The 16,732-nt window shown below is 73.1% G+C and carries 9 protein-coding genes and 1 pseudogene; 4 read left to right on the top strand and 6 right to left on the bottom strand.

Annotated features, from left to right (window positions below; all coding sequences use genetic code 11):
* Positions 1-226 (top strand): annotated as a pseudogene (locus ACFYOP_RS25345) (IS200/IS605 family accessory protein TnpB-related protein); the annotation flags it as partial.
* A 360-nt stretch (positions 227-586) separates the two neighbouring features.
* On the opposite strand, the gene ACFYOP_RS25340 reads toward ACFYOP_RS25345, so the two are convergent.
* Genes ACFYOP_RS25340 through ACFYOP_RS25330 form a run of 3 tightly spaced genes read right to left on the bottom strand, consistent with a single transcriptional unit; the run spans position 587 to position 4,276 of the window.
* A complete protein-coding gene (locus ACFYOP_RS25340; protein WP_356893377.1) occupies positions 587-1,516 on the bottom strand; it encodes a carbohydrate ABC transporter permease in 930 nt (309 codons plus the stop codon).
* Entirely contained in the window at positions 1,513-2,571 is a 1,059-nt protein-coding gene (locus ACFYOP_RS25335; protein WP_356893379.1) for an ABC transporter permease subunit, read from the bottom strand. The genes ACFYOP_RS25340 and ACFYOP_RS25335 overlap by 4 nt, the downstream gene beginning before the upstream one ends.
* Positions 2,572-2,608: 37 nt before the next feature.
* Complete coding sequence (locus tag ACFYOP_RS25330; protein WP_356893381.1) at positions 2,609-4,276, bottom strand: extracellular solute-binding protein; 1,668 nt, start codon at positions 4,274-4,276, stop codon at positions 2,609-2,611.
* Positions 4,277-4,610: 334 nt separating this feature from the next.
* Here ACFYOP_RS25330 and ACFYOP_RS25325 point away from each other — a divergent pair, with 334 nt between their 5' ends.
* Together ACFYOP_RS25325 and ACFYOP_RS25320 are read left to right on the top strand one after the other, a co-directional pair.
* Positions 4,611-7,463 carry a glycoside hydrolase family 3 C-terminal domain-containing protein gene (locus ACFYOP_RS25325; RefSeq protein ID WP_356893383.1) on the top strand — a complete coding sequence of 951 codons (2,853 nt, stop codon included), beginning with the start codon at positions 4,611-4,613 and terminating at the stop codon, positions 7,461-7,463.
* Positions 7,464-7,625: 162 nt separating this feature from the next.
* Positions 7,626-9,134 carry a DUF6056 family protein gene (locus ACFYOP_RS25320; protein WP_356893385.1) on the top strand — a complete coding sequence of 503 codons (1,509 nt, stop codon included), beginning with the start codon at positions 7,626-7,628 and terminating at the stop codon, positions 9,132-9,134.
* Here the strand turns inward: ACFYOP_RS25320 and ACFYOP_RS25315 are convergent.
* The 3 genes from ACFYOP_RS25315 to ACFYOP_RS25305 all read right to left on the bottom strand — a co-directional run bounded on the left by ACFYOP_RS25315 (position 9,109) and on the right by ACFYOP_RS25305 (position 11,670).
* Positions 9,109-10,086, bottom strand: a complete 978-nt coding sequence (locus ACFYOP_RS25315) for a glycosyltransferase family 2 protein (RefSeq protein WP_356893387.1) — start codon at positions 10,084-10,086, stop codon at positions 9,109-9,111. The genes ACFYOP_RS25320 and ACFYOP_RS25315 overlap by 26 nt on opposite strands.
* Before the next feature lie 148 nt (positions 10,087-10,234).
* Positions 10,235-11,161, bottom strand: coding sequence for a lytic polysaccharide monooxygenase (locus ACFYOP_RS25310; RefSeq protein WP_356893389.1), 927 nt, complete (start codon positions 11,159-11,161; stop codon positions 10,235-10,237).
* A gap of 95 nt (positions 11,162-11,256) precedes the next feature.
* Entirely contained in the window at positions 11,257-11,670 is a 414-nt protein-coding gene (locus ACFYOP_RS25305) for a CBS domain-containing protein (RefSeq protein WP_356893733.1), read from the bottom strand.
* A 558-nt stretch (positions 11,671-12,228) separates the two neighbouring features.
* Between ACFYOP_RS25305 and ACFYOP_RS25300 the strand changes: the two genes are divergently transcribed.
* Entirely contained in the window at positions 12,229-16,707 is a 4,479-nt protein-coding gene (locus ACFYOP_RS25300; protein WP_356893391.1) for a cation-translocating P-type ATPase, read from the top strand.
* Positions 16,708-16,732 lie beyond the last annotated feature (25 nt).

Here is a 16,732-nt window from a genome sequence, read left to right as displayed (position 1 = left end):
CCCGCGGACGTCGAACTCGCCGCATAGCACCAGCAACCCCGAACCACCCCAAACCCGACAGAGATGCCTTGACGAAAGACATAGAGGCACCCCCCGCATCCCCGGACCACGGACACGATCCGTGCCGCCGGACGCGGCGCGTACGCGGGCAACCAGGACACCCAACACCGTTCGGGGTCCCCGCAGTGAACGGGAATGGGTCCAAGACTCGCTCCTGCTCACTGATCAGGAACGGTGGAACAGGACGCCGGTGACGAAGCCGGTGCCGCCGATGACGACGCCCAGCCAGCGGTGCGCCTGGGCGCCCCGCGCCGCGGGGCGGGGCGCGTCGCTGTCCTGGTCTGGCGGTCGGCCGCCGTGGCGGTGCCGCCGAGGACGGGCACGGCGGTGAGTCCGGCGGCGGCGCCGGCGGCGAGGACGGCGCGCCGGCCGGGGCTCAATGGCAGGGACATGGCTGGTACCTCTGTCCGTGAGAGGCGGGCGGGGGGTGAGGGCCGCCGTGTCCGGCTGTCGTCAGGTACGGCCGGACACGGCGGCGGTTCGTGGGGCGCGCCGAGACCGGCGCGCGCGGGCGCAGAGCGGGGCGTCAGCCCTTGACCGCGCCGGTGAGCATGCCCTTCTTGAAGTGCCGCTGGACGAACGGCGACAGCACGGCGACCGGCAGCAGGGCGAGCACCATGACGGCCATCTGGATGGACAGGGGCGAGAGCTGGCCGGTGTTGATGGCCTGCGCGAGTCCCGTCGGCCGTTCCTGTCTGAGGACGAGCTGCATCATCACGTTCTGCAGCGGCATCATGTCCTGGTCGCTCAGATAGATGGAGGCGTTGAACCAGGCGCTCCAGTAACCGACCGCGTAGAACAGGGAGATGACGGCGAGCACCGCGCGGGACAGCGGCATGACGATCTGCCACAGGATCCGGGCGTCGCCCGCGCCGTCGATCCGGGCGCTGTCGATGAGTTCGGGCGCGACGCTCATGAAGAAGGAGCGCAGGACGAGGATGTTGAAGACGTTCACCGCGCTGGGCAGGATCAGCGCGAGATAGGTGTCGGTCAGCCCGAGCCCCTGCACCAGCAGATAGGTGGGGATGAGACCCGCGCCGAAGAACATCGTGGCCAGCAGGATCATCAGCAGCGGCCGGTGCAGCACCGAGCCGGTGCGGGAGAGCCCGTAGGCGCACAGCACCGACACCGTCATGCTGAACAGCGTGCCGACGAGCGTGACGCCGAGGCTCACCAGTGCGGCCCTGGTGACCTGGCCGCCGCCGAGCAGCTCCTGGTAGGCGACGAAGGTGACCCCGCGGGGGACGACGACCAGGCCGCCCGCCTCGGTGATGGTCTTCACCGACGACACGCTGGTCACGACGACGATCCACAGCGGGAACAGGACGGCGGCGCAGGCCAGTGTGAGGACCAGGCCCTTGGCCGCGAGGCCCGCGGGGCGCGGCTGCTCCTCCCAGGCCGGCCGCAGCCGGCCGCGGGTCCCCGCACGCCGTTTGACGCCCAGAACGAGACTCATCGCTTGTACACCCCCTGCTCGCCCATCATGTGAGCGACCTTGTTGGCCGCCAGCACCAGGCAGAGGCCGAAGACTCCCTTGACGATGCCGACGGCGGCCGCGTAGCTGAAGTCGCCGTACTGGATGCCGACGTTCCAGACGTAGGTGTCGAGGACCTCCGCGGCGGTGGGGCCGACGGCGGTGCGCTGGAGGAGGATCTGCTCGAAGCCCACGGTCAGGGCGTTGCCGACCTGGAGGACGAGCAGCAGGGCCACCACCGGGCGCAGCGCGGGCAGCGTCACGTGCCACATGCGCCGCCATCGCGAGGCGCCGTCCATCGCGGCGGCCTCGTACAGATCGGGGCTGACGGCGGACAGGGCGGCGAGGAAGACGATGACACCCCAGCCGGCGTCCTTCCAGACCATCTCGAAGGTGACGAGGAACTTGAACAGTCCCGGGTTCGTCATCAGGTCGATGCCCTCGTGGCCGTGTTCGCGCAGCGTCTGGGCGAGCATGCCGGCGCCGCCGAACATCTGCTGGAAGACGGTGACGACCAGAACCCAGGAGAAGAAGTGCGGCAGATACAGGATCGCCTGGGCGACGGCGCGCACCCGTGGCCGGACGAAGCTGTTGATGAGCAGCGCCAGCAGGATCGGCACGGGGAAGAACAGGCTGAGCTGCACCAGGAAGATCGCCAGGGTGTTGCCCAGCGCCTGCCAGAACAGCCGGTCCTCCACCATCCGCGTGAAGTGCTCCACCCCGACCCAGGGGCTGCGGGTCATGGCCTGCCACGCGTTGTCGCCTGTGTAGGGGTCGTAGTGCTGGAAGGCGACGACATTGCCGAGCAGCGGTATGTAGTTGAAGACCAGTACCAGCAGCACGGCCGGCAGCGTCATCAGGATCAGCGTGCGGTCGCGCCGCAGCCGGATCCGCCAGGTGATCCCGCCCCCCACGGCGGCGCGTGCGGCCGGCGCGTCCCCCGGCGGCCCCGGGGGCGCCTCCTCGCCGTCCCCCGGCGGCGCCTGGCTGCTGTCGTCGGTGGTACGGGCGGGGCCCGCCACCTTGCTCTGCGACACGTTCTCTCTCCTCGTTCCCCGTCCGCCGGCCGGTCGCTCAGGACGCCTGGCCGCCGGACTCGTCGAGCAGCTTCCGGTACCAGTCGCGCAGCTGGTCGCCGCCGCGTGAACGCCAGTCGGAGACGGCCTGCTGCATGTCGGCGACCTTCTTGCGGCCGCGGACGATGTCCTTCTCCAGGTCCTCGAACTGGCTGCTGAGCTCGGCCCAGCGGTTCGGCTCCTGGATCTGCATGCCGTAGAACAGGGGCTTGGTGAGGAAGGCGCCCATGCGCTGCTGCCAGCGGACCATGCCCTCGGCGACGTCCGGGTGGTTGGGGTAGGCGAAGAACTGCTGGGGGCTCGCGATGTATTCGTAGGTGGCGAAGACCTGGTTGTTGCCGGTCTCGGTCTTGGTGATCTCGTCGCCCTCGACGGTGTGGTGGACGCCCTCGACGCCGTAGGCCTTCAGGCGCTGCTCCTTGGTGCCGTAGGGAGCGGCGGTGAAGTTGGCGATGGCGAGGATGTCGCGGATCGTCTTCTCGTCGGCGTTCTTGTTGATGAACGCCCAGATGTTGGACGGCGAGCCGGCATAGAGACGGGGCTTGCCGCCGTCGTGGTGGAAGTAGTCCATGGCGGCCATGGCGAAGTCCGGGTTGTCGCCGCGCTGGACGACGGTCTTGCCGTACCAGTCGGAGATGTCCGCGTTGTACATCCACACCTTGCCGGCGGCGAAGAGATTGCCGATGTCGCCGGTCTCGGCCTTGGCGTCGGGGTGGACGAGGCCCGCGGAGTACAGGGAGCGGGACCACTCGAGGGCTTCGAGGTACTCGTCGGTCTCGATGCGGTGGACCAGTTTGTCCCCGACGAGCTTCCAGCAGGTGGGCTTCTCGTCGAGCACGCCGAAGAACTTGTACGCGGTCCAGGTCATGTCGCCGCAGCCCCAGACCTTGTTCCTGGCCGAGGTGACCTCCTTGGCGAGGTCGAAGAACTCCTGGGTGGTGGTGGGCGCCTCGTACCCCTTCTCCTTGAAGAGGTCGACCCGGTAGAACGGCGCGATGTTGGGGATGTCGCTGGCCGGCATGGGCAGGCCGCGCAGCTTGCCGCCGAAGACGGCCCGCTGCCAGGCGCCGGTGGGGATCGCCGCCAGGTTGGGGTACTCCTTGACCTTGTCGCCCGAGAGGTAGGGGCCGAGGTCGGCGAACTTGTTGTTGATGGCGCTCGGTATCTTGCCGCCGAGCTCCCAGCCGGGGACGACGACGGCGTCCGGGATGGAGCTGGAGGCGAGGACGGCGCCGAGCTTCTGTCCGTAGGTGTTGCCGTCCTGGTTCTGCCAGTTCACCTTGACGCCGATGGCCTCGTCCATCGCGGTCCAGTACGGGTTGCCGGACTTGGGCGGCGTGCCCCACAGGGGGGCCATGACCGTGACCGTGCCGCCCTGGCCGAGCTTCTTCGGGACCGAGACGGCGAGCTGCGCGGCCGGCAGGGCGGTGGTGAAGCCCAGCGCGGAGCCGTTCTTGCTCGGCACGTCGGGCTCCACGACGTCGGAGCCCACGAACGTCGGCAGGATGTCCTGGAGCTTCTTGCCGGTGGTGGCTCCTTCGGCGCTTTCGCCGCCGGAGGAACCGCTGCAGGCGCCGAGCAGCGGCACGCCGCCGGCGACGGCCGCCGCGGCGACCGCGGTGGAGGCGAGGAACGATCTCCGGCTGGGGCTCTGAGCATTGGGCATGGCGTCAACCCTTTCCTCACGCGGGCAGCCGGCGCATGAGTGATCGGCTTCGCGTAGGTGTGTCGGCGGATGTGTGGCGGCGACGAGCGGTGCGTTCCCTGCGAATCACAGTCGAAGCGCTTCGAAGCTGCAGCGAGGTTAAGTGAGGATTGCAAGCCGTTCAAGAGTCGAAGCGAAATTGACCACGGGCCCGTTGCGGACCGTGGCGTTCACGGCGCGGGCTTCGGCGGGAGCTGGGACGATACTGGCCTGCACGTCTTGACACACCGCATCGGGCGACCCAGCATCGAAGCGCTTCGAATACTTTCCGGTTCCGCCATCCCGAGGGACTCCTGTGACCGACATTCATCCCCCTTTCCGTGACGGCCGGCTGCCCGTCCGCGAGCGCGTGGAGGACCTGCTCCGGCGGCTCACGCTCGACGAGCGGATCGCGATGCTCCACCAGTTCGCGCCCGCCGTCGAACGCCTGGGCGTCGACGCCTTCCGCACCGGCCAGGAGGCGCTGCACGGGGTCGCCTGGATGGGCGCCGCCACCGTGTTCCCCCAGGCCGTCGGGCTGGGCGCGACCTGGAACGAGGAACTGGTGCGCCGGGTGGGCGAGGCGGTCGGCGCCGAGACGCGCGCCATGCGCGCCCGCGACCCGCGGGTCGGGCTGAACGTCTGGGCCCCGACGGTGAATCTGCTGCGGCACCCGTTGTGGGGCCGCAACGAGGAGGGGTACTCCGAGGACCCCCTGCTGACGTCCGCCGTCGCCGTCGCCTACACCCGCGGCCTGCGCGGCGACGACCCCGTCCACTGGCGCACCGCCCCCGTGCTCAAGCACTGGCTGGCGCACAACAACGAGACGGACCGGGACACCTGTTCCTCCTCGGTCCGGCCGCGCGTGCTGCACGAGTACGACCTGCGGGCCTTCCGTGCGGCCGTCGAGGCGGGCGCGGTCGCCGGGGTGATGCCGTCCTACAACCTCGTCAACGGGCGGCCCAACCACGTCTCCCCGCACCTGGGCGGGGAACTGCGGAGCTGGACCGACCGGTCGCTGGTGGTCTGCTCGGACGCGGGCGCCCCGTCCAACCTGGTCGACTCGGAGCACTACTTCGACACCCACGAGGAGGCCACCGCCGCCGCGCTGCGCGCCGGGGTGGACAGCTTCACCGACCACGGCCAGGACTCCTCGGTCATGACCGGCCGGGTGCGCGGCGCCCTCGAGCAGGGCCTGATCGACGAGAAGGACATCGACCGGGCCGTACGCCGGCTGCTGCGGATGCGGTTCGACCTCGGCGAGTTCGACCCCGGCGCCGGTCCGTACGCCGGCGCGGCGGACTTCGACACCCCCGGGCACCGGGCACTCGCCCAGGAATGCGCCGAGCAGGCGGTGGTGCTGCTCAAGAACGACGCGCTGCTGCCGGTCGCCGAGGGCGCGCGGATCGCGGTCGTCGGTCTGCTCGCGGACGAGTGCAAGCTCGACTGGTACAGCGGGACGCTGATCCACCGCTCCACCCCGCTGGACGGACTGCGGGAGCGGTTCGGCGCGGGGAACGTCGTCTTCGCCGAGGGTGTGGACCGCGTCCGGCTGAAGTGCGGGAACGCCTGGGTGCGGGTGCCCGAGCCCTCGGAGCCGCAACCGGAGCAGGCGCGGGGCGCCGAGGGCGCCCTGGACCCGGCGCTGCTCGCCGGACGCACCGATCTGCCGCCGCTGACCTGCTCCGGCACCTCCCCCGACGAGGCGACCGAGCTGGCCATGGCCGACTGGGGTCACGGCGTGCTCACCTTCCGCGCCCCCGACGGGCGGTACCTGTCCGTCGCCGAGGACGGGTTCCTCCGCGCCTCCGCCGACCAGCCCGGCGGCTGGGTCGTCCAGGAGACGTTCCGGCTGCGGAAGCACGGCGCGGGACACCTCCTGGAGCACATCGGGACGGGCAGGTACGTCTCTGTCGCCGCCGACGGCCTGAAGGTTGCCGACGTCGGGGATGTTTTCGGCGTCGAGGTCACCGAGCGCGGCGAGGACGCGGTCTCCGCGGCCGCCACCGGCGCCGACGTGGTGGTCGTCGTCGCCGGGAACGACCCGCACATCAACGGCCGGGAGACCGAGGACCGCCGCACGCTCGCCCTGCCGGAGCATCAGGACCGGCTGTGGCGCGCCGCCCTGGCCGCCAACCCGCGCACGGCGCTGGTGCTGGCCTCCTCGTACCCGTACGCGGTCGCCGACGCGCACGCCGCGCTGCCCGCCCTGCTGTGGACGGCGCACGGCGGCCAGGCGGCGGGCGCCGCCCTGGCCCGGGTCCTCGCGGGCGACGTCTCCCCCGCCGGCCGGCTGCCGCAGACCTGGTACGCGGCCGACGCCGACCTCCCCGGTCTGCTCGACTACGACGTCATCGGCGGCGGCCAGACCTACCTCTACTTCCGGGGCACGCCGCTCTACCCGTTCGGCCACGGCCTGTCCTACGCGTCGTTCCGCTACGAGGACCTGACGGCGGTCGCCGAGGGCGGCACCGTCCGGGTGTCCCTGACCGTCACCAACACCGGCGCCGTCGCCGCCGACGAGGTCGTCCAGCTCTACACCCGGGCCCTGGACTGCCCGGTGCCGCGCCCCTCGCGCCAACTCGCCGCGCACCGCCGGATCTCACAGGCCCCGGGCGCGGCCCGGCGGATCGAGTTCACGGTCCCGGTCGCCGAACTGGCCTTCTGGGACGTGGCCCGCGGGTGCTGGACGGTCACCGCCGGCCGGTACGAGTTCCTGGCCGGCGCGTCCAGCGCCGACATCCGGCTGTCGGCCACCGTCGGGATCGACGGCGAGGCGCCGGCTCCGCGCACGGTGGTGGGACGTCCGGTGGAGGCGGCCGACTACGACGAGCAGCGCGGCACGCTGATCGTGGACCGGGCCAGGGCCTCCGGGGACTGCGTGACACCGGCCGACGAGAGCGCCCCCGGCGAGCTGGTCTTCCGCCGGTGCGACCTCGAAGGCGCCGCGTCGGTGTCCGTCGAGGTGTCCGCGACGGGCCGGGGCGCCGTCGAACTGCGGCTGGCGGACGGGACGGCCCTGGCGGCCTTCGACGTCCCGGCCACGGCCGGCGTGTACGACTACGTCACGTCCGGCAGCGGGCTCTCGCCGGCCGGCGGCGGTCCGTACGACGTCCATGTCGAACTGCGCGGTCCCGTCCGGCTCGCACGGCTGCTCTTCTCGGCATAACGGCACAGCGGCATGACGGGCCCCGCGGGCCGGTCCCGAAGGGGTGCGGCCCGCGGACTGTCGGCACGGTCCGCGATCTTGCCTGCCGGAGAATGGAACGCGACCTCGTGGATTCACCTCTTCGACGTCGGTTTCTCAACTCTCCGGAAAGGCAGTGGTGGCATGGCCCTCGACGCACCGGGCGTCACCGTCGCACGCGACGACGAACCCCTTGCGCCGGGGGACGGCCGGCCCGGGCCGCTCGCCCGATGGCGGTCCCGGTGGCCGGTGGCCCTCTCCCTGCTGCCGCTGGCGCTGCTCGGGCTGGCGTCCTGGTACGGGCGGCATGTCCGGCCCAGCGCCGACGAGTGGTGCTTCCTGCCCGTGGTCCGCGAGGACGGCATCGCCGGTCTGATCGGCAAGTTCTGGTTCACCGACAACGGACGGCTCGCCAACGGCCTGCTGGTCGGGCTGTACGCCGAGTTCCCGGTCGGCGGACACCAGTGGTTCGGTCCGGTCAGCGCTCTGGTGATGCTGGCGCTGCTGTGGGCGCTCACCGTTCAGGTGCTGCGCAGGACCGGTCAGCGGGTGCCGCGCGGCGTGCCGCTGCTGGTGGCCGCGACGATCTGCGCGGTGTTCCTGTTCGCCACGCCCAACACGTACAAGACGTTCTACTGGCCGGCCGCGTCCGTCTCGCACACCCTCGCCCCGGTGCTGGCGTGCGCGGCGGCGCTGCCGCTGCTGTGCGCCCGCGGGCGCGGGGGCAGGGCGGCCGCGCTGGTGACGGTGGCCGTCGCCGGTGCGTTCGTCGGGACGCTGTCGGAGGAGGCCGCGGTCGTCGCTCTGGTGGTGCTGTCCTGCGTGGTCCTCTTCGCCCACCGGATCTTCGCCGAGCGGGCGCGCCGCTTCGCGCGGGTGTGGTCGCTGGCGGGGGCGGCCGGAGTCGCGGTCGGCACCCTGCTGCTGGTGGCCTCGCCCGGGTCGCGCAACCGGCGCGAGCGGTACGGCGCCGAGAGCACGACGTCCATGCTCGCCCCGGATTCCCTGCTGGGTGCGCTGCGCGGCTACGCGCAGATCCTCGAGACGGTCCTCACCACCTGGCAGTACGCGGGCGCGGTCGCGGCCGGTGTGCTGCTGGGCCTGGTGGCACGCGGCCGGCGGACCGGGGCGCCGGTGCTGCTGCCGCCGCGCCCCCTCTTCCTGGCGGGTCTCGGGGCCCTCGCCTTCCTCGTGTCCGGCTATCTCTGCACCGTCATCACCTATCCGGTCTTCGGCCCGAAGGTGGTCACCACCGAGCGGACGTGGAACGACTATCTCCTGCTGTACGTCCTGCTGCTGGTGGCGGCCGGCGCGTTCGCCGGCCGGGCGCTGCGGCCGCGCCTGGCCGGACGGCGGCCGGGCGCGGCGAAGGCGGTGGCCGCCGCCGTGTGCGCCACGGCGGTCCTGGGGCTCGTGGGTCCTCTGACCGCTCTGGGGCACGACATGCAGGTGCGGGCCGAGCGGTGGGACCGCCAGGACCGCTTCCTGCGCGAGGGCGCGGCGCGAGGAGCGACGGAGCTGCCCTACACCCCGTTGTCGGTCGGCAGGATGCTGGAGCCCTTCAGCCGGAACGGGCGCCGGGCGTGGCCCGCGCAGTGCGTCGCCGACTACTACCGCCTGGACCGGGTCACCTACTCGACACGGCTTCCCTGACCCGCTCGTCCGCCTGCGCGAGGCCGCTGCCGCCGCTCTCCCGGACCACGTAGTGGGGCCGGCCCTTGACCTCGTGATAGATGCGGCCGACGTACTCGCCGATGATCCCCAGGGTGGCCAGCTGGACCCCGGCGAGCCCCACGACGGCGGCGATCAGGGTCGCGTACCCGGGGGTGTCGACGCCGTCGAGGAGCACATTGCCGACGACCCACAGCGCGTAGGCGAACGCCGACAGGAACAGCCACAGTCCGGTGTGGATCGCCAGCCGCAGCGGGCGGCTGTTGAAGGAGAGCAGCCCGTCGACCCCGTACTCGACCAGCCGCCGCCCGCCCCACTTGGAGCGGCCCGCGGCCCGCGGCACGTTGGTGTACGTGAAACTGACGGTGTCGAAGCCGATCCAGGAGAACAGTCCCTTGGAGAAGCGGTTGGACTCCGGCATGGTCAGCAGGGCCTCGACCGCCCGGCGGGACAGCAGTCTGAAGTCACCCGCCCCGTCGACGACTTCGACGTCCATGGAGCGGCGCACCAGACGGTAGTACGCCTGGCTCAGCACCGTCCGCAGCACGCCTTCACCCGTGCGGTCCCGCTGGGCGACGACCTGGTCGTAGCCGTGGCGGTGCAGCTCCAGCATCCGGGGCAGCAGGTGCGGCGGGTGCTGCAGATCGGCGTCCATGAGGACGACCGCGTCACCACGGGCCATGCGCAGCCCGGCGAGCATCGCGGACTCCTTGCCGAAGTTGCGGCTGAAGGAGGTGTAGCGGACGCGGGGGTCGGCCGCCGCGAGTTCCTTGAGGCGCGCCCTGGTCCCGTCGCCGCTGCCGTCGTCGACGTAGCAGACCTCGAAGGCCGTGGCGGCCGTTTCGAGGGCCCCGGTCAGTTCCCGGTGGAAGGCGTCGATGACGTCCTCCTCGTTGAAACAGGGCACGACGACCGAAGTATGGACCGTTGTCATCTCACTCCATGCGCTCTGGCGGGCCGACTGCTTCCCCGCAGCCCGCTGCACGGAGGAAGAGGGCGGCCGGGACGCCGCGGTTGCCTTCACGCTGGCGTGGAGATCGGTTCGCCACCGGGGATTGGGCCGTCGGCGGGCGCGTCCGGAGTCAGAACCCCCTACGGCGCCGGAGCACCAGGGAGACGCAGAGGAAGACGAGCGCGAGAGCGGCGGCTCCGACGCCGAACAGGATCGTGGAGCGCTCCCCGGCGACGCCGCCCGCGGCCGCCGGGGCGGGGGCGGACGAGGGAGCGGACGAGGGAGCGGACGACGGAGTCGGGGCGGGGGTGGCGTCGGGAGCCGGCGGGGCGGGGGCGGACCGCGGCGGGGACGCGGGCGGAGCCGCCGGTGCGGGCGGCGGGGGCGGTCCGGGCTGTGCGCCGCTCCGCTGGACGTCCTCGTCGGGCGTGAGGACCAGGTCCGAGCACGAGTAGTACGTGTCGGGCGTATCGGTGTTCCGCCAGACGACATAGAGCACATGACGGCCCGTGAGCCCGCTGGGCAGGCGCGCGCCGATCCGGTACGCCCCGTCCTCGAGCGCCGGGTCGGTGGCCGTGGCGAAGGGGCGGGTGTCGAGATCGGCCCAGGTCAGCGCCCGGGCCGGGTCGTAGCCCCGGCGGGTGAGATACAGCTCGAACGTGCCTCGGTGCGGGATGGTCGAGCGGTAGGTGAGGGTGAACGTGCCGCCCGCCTCCAGCGGCGTGGCGGGCCAGTCGGCGCGGACGGCGTCGAGGCCGCGGTACGCGTCGAGGCCCGCGCTGCACAGTCGTCCGTCGGGCACCGCCGCACGGTCCCTGCCGCCGACGCCGGGCAGCCGCAGGTCGTCCCACGCGCCGATCTCTCCGCCGTTCGCGGCGACGGCGTCCCGGCAGGCGCCCGGCGCGCGCTGCGCCCCTTCGAGCCCGCAGACCGCGGTCCTGCTGACCGGGTCGGTGGGCGCCCCGTGCGCGCGGGCGGGGCCGGCGGCCGCCGGCAGGAGCAGCGCGGTGGTGACGGCCGGCAGTGCGACGGCTGCGATACGGCGACGTCCGGTCATCGGCTCGGACCTCCTCGGTGCTCGATCGGCTGCCGTGGAGTACGTCCGTGCCGCGGCCGGCGTTCAGCGCGGCGGGCGCGGGGGCCGGGCGGAGGTCAGCTGGAGATGGCTTCGAGCAGATCGCCGACCTTGGGTTCGGGCAGGGCGCGTGCGACGTCGGCCTGGGCGACGATGCCGACCAGCGTGTGGCCGTCGATCACCGGGAGCCGGCGTACCTTGTGGCGGCTCATGGTCCGCAGGATCTCCTCGGCCTCGTCGTCCGCGCCGATGGTCACCACTTCGCCCTGGGCGAGGTCACGTGCCTTGACCTGGGCGGGATCCTTGCCGGCGCCGAGGACCTTCACGACGATGTCGCGGTCGGTGAGCATGCCCTTCAGCCTTTCGTCGGTGCCGCAGATGGGGAGGGCTCCGACGCCGAGCTCGGTCATCTTCTTCGCCGCCTCCAGGGCGGTCTCGTTGGCGCCGACGCAGGTGGCGTCCGGGGTCATGATCTCGCGTGCGGTCGTCATGGTGGACTTCTCCTCCTCGCTGCGGGGCTCCTCGGTGCGGGACGGTGCGCCCGGGGTGGTGTCCGGCGGGGCGGCGAGCACGCCGTCGTCGCGGCGCAGGACCGCGTAGCCCACCCCGATGCCGATGGCGACGGGCCATTCCAGTACTTCCGCGGCTCCGAGGACGCCCAGGCCCAGATAGAGCGGGAGGCCCTTCCTGGCGGGCAGGACCTGCCGGGCGACGGCGACGGGGAGCATGGCCGCGTTGAGCGCGCCGCTCGCGACCTGGCCCGGCGAGGGCATGGACAGGGACGCCGTGCGCTGCTTCCCCTCCGACGACGATGGGGTGTCCTCGGACGCGCGCCCGCCGGGGCGCTGGCCCGGGGCGACGGTTCCGGTGCCGGACGGGGGGTGAGTTCGGGGTGTGGAGGTCACGGATATCGCCTCGCCTGTTCGATCATGAACTCATAGAACTCTTATCAATAGGTGTATCCCGTATCGCCCCTTTCATGAGCTTCGGCGAGACTGCCGGTGCAGGTTCATCCGCACCGACCGCTCTGCTGCGAGGAGGCACGCTTCATGCCACCGGAGCACGCATCGGCCTTGGGGACGCCGCCGTTCCTGCGTTCCATCGTCTCCGGCGTCGCTGCCTGTGCGGCGTCCGGCGCCCGGGCCGCCCGGGACATGGCGCAGAGCCTCGTGGACGGGCCCGGCCGTGAGGTGTCGTGGTCGTCCGATCGCTGCTACGTCGCGGTCTGCGGTGTCCACGGGCCGAAGGGGGAAGCCGTCGCCCGCCGTGTGGTGCGGGCGGTGGAGGAGCATCCGGGGGTGCTGTGGGCGCGGGTGAACGCGCCGATGGAACGGGTGATCATCGCGGTCGGCTCACCCGCTCCCCCCGAGAAGGAGCTCGTCGCGCTGGTCGAGCAGGCCGAGGGCGACCATGCCGCGGACGCGGAAGCGTTCGACGAGTGGCAGCCGGAGCCGACCCACCCGGCGGAGGGCCTGCCCTTCCCGACGGTGCCGGCCCTGGTGGCGGACACGCTGGGGCTCGCGCTGGTGACGTTCCGGCGGGTCGCCCCCTGGTTCAACCTGCCCCCGGAGATCGCCGGCGGCATCGACGCCGTTCGCCACCATCCCCGCCTCCGGCACCTGGTCGAGGACATCGGCCCGAAGGAGCAGACCGACTCGCTGCTGCCGGTGATCGGCGCGCTGGTGCAGGGGGTGGCCACCGGCGGCGGAGGGCTCGCCCTGGACGTGCTGCAGCGGCTGGCGGTGTGGCGGGAGGCGAGCGCGGAGCGCACGGCGTGGAGCGAGCGCGAGCCCGCGCTCGTTCGCGGACCGGAAGAGGCCGCGGCCGGCGCCGTGACGACCGGCCGGGCGGGCCCGCCACCGCGGGACGGCGCCGACCGGTACGCGGAACGGTCCATGGCGGCCGGCATCGTCGCCGGGGTGGCCGCCCTGCCGTTCGCCGGCGTCCGCAAGGCGATCGCGATCGCCGTCGCCTCGGTGCCGACGGCGCCCGGCGCGGGACGTGAGGGCTTCGCCACGGCCCTGGGGCGGTATCTGGCGCTGCGCGGAGTGGTGACGATGGACCGCACCGCGCTGCGGCGCCTGGGGCAGGTGGACACGATCGTCCTGGAGGAAGAGGCCCTGCGGGGCGACCGGTACGAGCCGGTGGACCTGGAGCTGCTGGGCGGCGCCGATCCCGGACAGGTCACCGAGCGGCTGTTCGCGGTCTTCGACGCCGACCGGCCGCTGGCCGTCGTCCGCGCGGGCGACTGGGTGCTGGGCCCGCTGGACGAGCTGGAGCTGGAAGGGCGGACCGGCCGCAAGGCGGCGAGGCGGCTGCTCAGGCGCGGCAGCGAGAAGATCATCGGGCTGGCCCGCGGCCGTCGGCTGCAGGCGGTGGCGGGCCTGGGCACCCAGTCGGCGCCCGGAGCAGAGGCCGTCGCCGCGGCGGCCCGGCGAGCGGGCGCACGGGTCGTGGTGGCGTCCGACCTGGAAAGGCCCGGTCTGGCGTTCGCGGATGCCGTGGTGCCCGCGGGCGACCGCCTGGCGGCCTCGGTCCGAGGTCTGCAGGCCGACGGCGCGGTCGTGCTGCTGATCTCCCGCAATCGCCGGGCGCTGGGCGCGGCCGACTGCGCGATCGGCGTGCAGCGCGAGGACGAGCACACCCCGTGGGGCGCGCACGTGCTGGTCGGCGCGGACCTCGAGGCGGCGGGCCTGATCGTCGACTCGGTGGGGGTGGCCGCGGTGGTCGACCGCGACAGCCGCTACCTGGCCGCGGGCGGGAGCGGCGTCGGCGCCGTCGCCGCGCTGCAGGGACCCGCCTGGCGGGCGACCGCGCGAGGGCTCGCGGTGAGCAACACGGCCGGGGCCGTGGCCTTCTGCCTCGGCGCGTGGCGCGCCCGGCAGCTGCTGAGCCGCCCCCTCACACCGCCGGTGACCCACGTCCCGTGGCACCTCATGCCCGCCGACCGCGTCCTGGAGCGGCTCGGCACCCGCCCGGAGGGCCTTTCCGCACAGGAGGTCACCGCGCGCAGCCCCAAGGCGCACCCCGGGGAGCCGGCCAAGCTGACCCTGCCGTACGCCTTCGTCGAGGAACTCTCCAATCCGCTCACCCCGATCCTCGCCGCCGGCGCCGCTCTCGCCGCGGCCGTGGGGTCCCGGACCGACGCCGCCCTGGTCGCCGCCATCACCGGCGTCTCCGCACTGGTCGGCGGCGTCCAGCGGGTGCGGACCGATCACGCGCTCGCCGAGCTCTTCGCCCAGTCGGCCATCGGAGCCCGGGTGCGGCGCGAGGGGCGGGAGCGTCTGGTCACCTCGGGCGATCTGGTTCCCGGCGACGTCGTCACCCTGGGGCCCGATTCCGTCGTGCCCGCGGACTGCCGTCTGCTCGAGGCGGAAGGGCTGGAGGTCGACGAATCGTCGCTCACCGGAGAGTCCCTGTCCGTGACCAAGGATCCCGCGCCCGTGGTCGCCGCACACATCACCGGACGCAGCTCGATGCTCTACGAGGGCACCACCGTCTCCGCCGGACGCGCCGTCGCCGTCGTCGTGGCGACCGGCCCGGCCACGGAAGCCGGACGCAGCCTCGCCACCGCCCGCCAGGCCGCCCCGGAAACGGGCGTCGAGGCCCGGCTCTCCTCGCTGACCCGCGCCAGTATGCCCATCGCCCTGGGCTCGGCCGCCGCCGTCGCCCTCTCCGGTCTCCTCCATGGCCGCCCGCTGTCCGACGATCTCTCCTCCGCCGTCAACCTGGCCGTCGCCTCCGTCCCCGAAGGGCTGCCCTTCCTGGTCAACGCCGCGCAGCTCGCCGCCGCGCGCCGCCTTGCCGACCGGGGCGCCCTCGTACGCAATCCCCGCACCATCGAGGCGCTCGGCCGGGCCGACGTCCTCTGCTTCGACAAGACCGGCACCCTGACCGAGGGGACGCTGGAGCTCTCCGGTGTCAGCGACGGCGAGGAGATCGCGCCCCTCGACCGGCTCACCGGCCGCCACAAGGACGTACTCGCCGCCGCGCTGCGGGCCACGCCGCGCGCCCGCCAGGCCGAGCCGATGGCTCACCGGACCGACCGGGCCACCGTGGACGGCGCCCGCCGGGCGGGCGTCACCACCCGTACCGGCGCGCCCCGTTGGCGGCGCACGGACGCCCTGCCCTTCGAACCGGCCAGGGCGTACCACGCCACCGTCGGCCACGCCGGCGGCAATGTCCTGCTGAGTGTGAAGGGCGCGCCGGAGAACGTCGTCGGCCGGTGCACCCGGCGCCGGCAGGCGCACGGCGCCGTGGCTCTCGACGACGCGGCCAGGACCGCCCTCGCCGCAGCGGCCGAGGAACTCGCGGCAGCGGGGCGGCGGGTTCTGGCCGTGGCCGAACGGCGCATGAGGGCCGGTGAGGAACTCGCCGACGAAGCCGTGCAGGAGCTGGTGTTCCTCGGCTTCCTCACGCTCGCCGATCCCGTGCGCGACAGCGCGGCGCCCGCGACGGCCCGCCTGCGCGAGGCCGGCGTGCACACCGTCATGCTCACCGGCGACCACCCGGCCACCGCCGACGCCATCGCCTCCAGCATCAGCGACGACGTCACGCAGCCCAGGGTCTGCACCGGACCGGAGCTCGACGCACTGGACGACGACGCCCTGGACGAGCTGCTGCCCACCGTCGACGTCATCGCCCGCTGCAGCCCGACGCACAAGGTGCGCATCGTCCAGGCGTACCAGCGCGTCGGCCGCGTCGTGGCCATGACCGGCGACGGGGCCAACGACGCGGCCGCCATCCGCCTCGCCGACGTCGGCATCGCGCTGGGGCGGCGCGGCACCCCGGCCGCGACCGCGGCCGCGGACCTCGTCGTCACGGACGACCGGCTGGAGACCATCGTCTCCGCGCTCATGGAAGGCCGCGCCATGTGGACGTCCGTTCGCGCGGCGCTCGCCATCCTCATCGGCGGGAACCTCGGCGAGGTCACCTTCAGCGTCCTCACCTCCGCGCTCACCGGCACCACCCCGCTGAACGCACGTCAGATCATGCTGGTGAACCTCCTCACCGACCTCGCGCCCTCCCTCGCCATCGCGGTGCGCGAACCGTCCGGTCAGACCGGCGAGCGCCTGCTCGCCGAGGGGCCTCACCGCTCGCTGGGGACCGCGCTCACACAGGAGATGCTGGGCCGCGGCATCGTCACCGCGCTCGGCGCCGGCCTGGCCTGGACGGCGGCCCGCCTCACCGGCCGGGGCCGGCGCGCGGCCACCGTCGCCCTCGCCGCCGTCGTCGGCACCCAGCTCGCGCAGACCCTCACCACCGGCGGCGCCGACCGCAACGTGCTGGTGGCCGGGCTGGGCTCCGCGGCCGTCCTCGTCGCCATCATCCAGACCCCGGGCGTCAGCCGGTTCTTCGGCTGCACCCCGCTCGGGCCCGTCGCCTGGGGCATCACACTCGGCGCGATCACCGTCGCCACCGTCTTCGGCCACTTCCTCGCACCGCTGCTCACCGCACGCCTCGTACCGGGCGACGACCGGGGTGCCGCCGACGCCGCTCCAGCCGATGCCGCTCCCGCCGCGCCGTAGGGCAGTTCGAGGACGCCCGCCCCGG

This window comes from Streptomyces sp. NPDC006294, from assembly GCF_042870895.1.
In the GTDB taxonomy this organism is placed as follows: domain Bacteria; phylum Actinomycetota; class Actinomycetes; order Streptomycetales; family Streptomycetaceae; genus Streptomyces.
The sequence above is the reverse complement of the archived record's forward strand: the minus strand, read 5'-3'. Positions and strand labels throughout refer to the sequence as shown.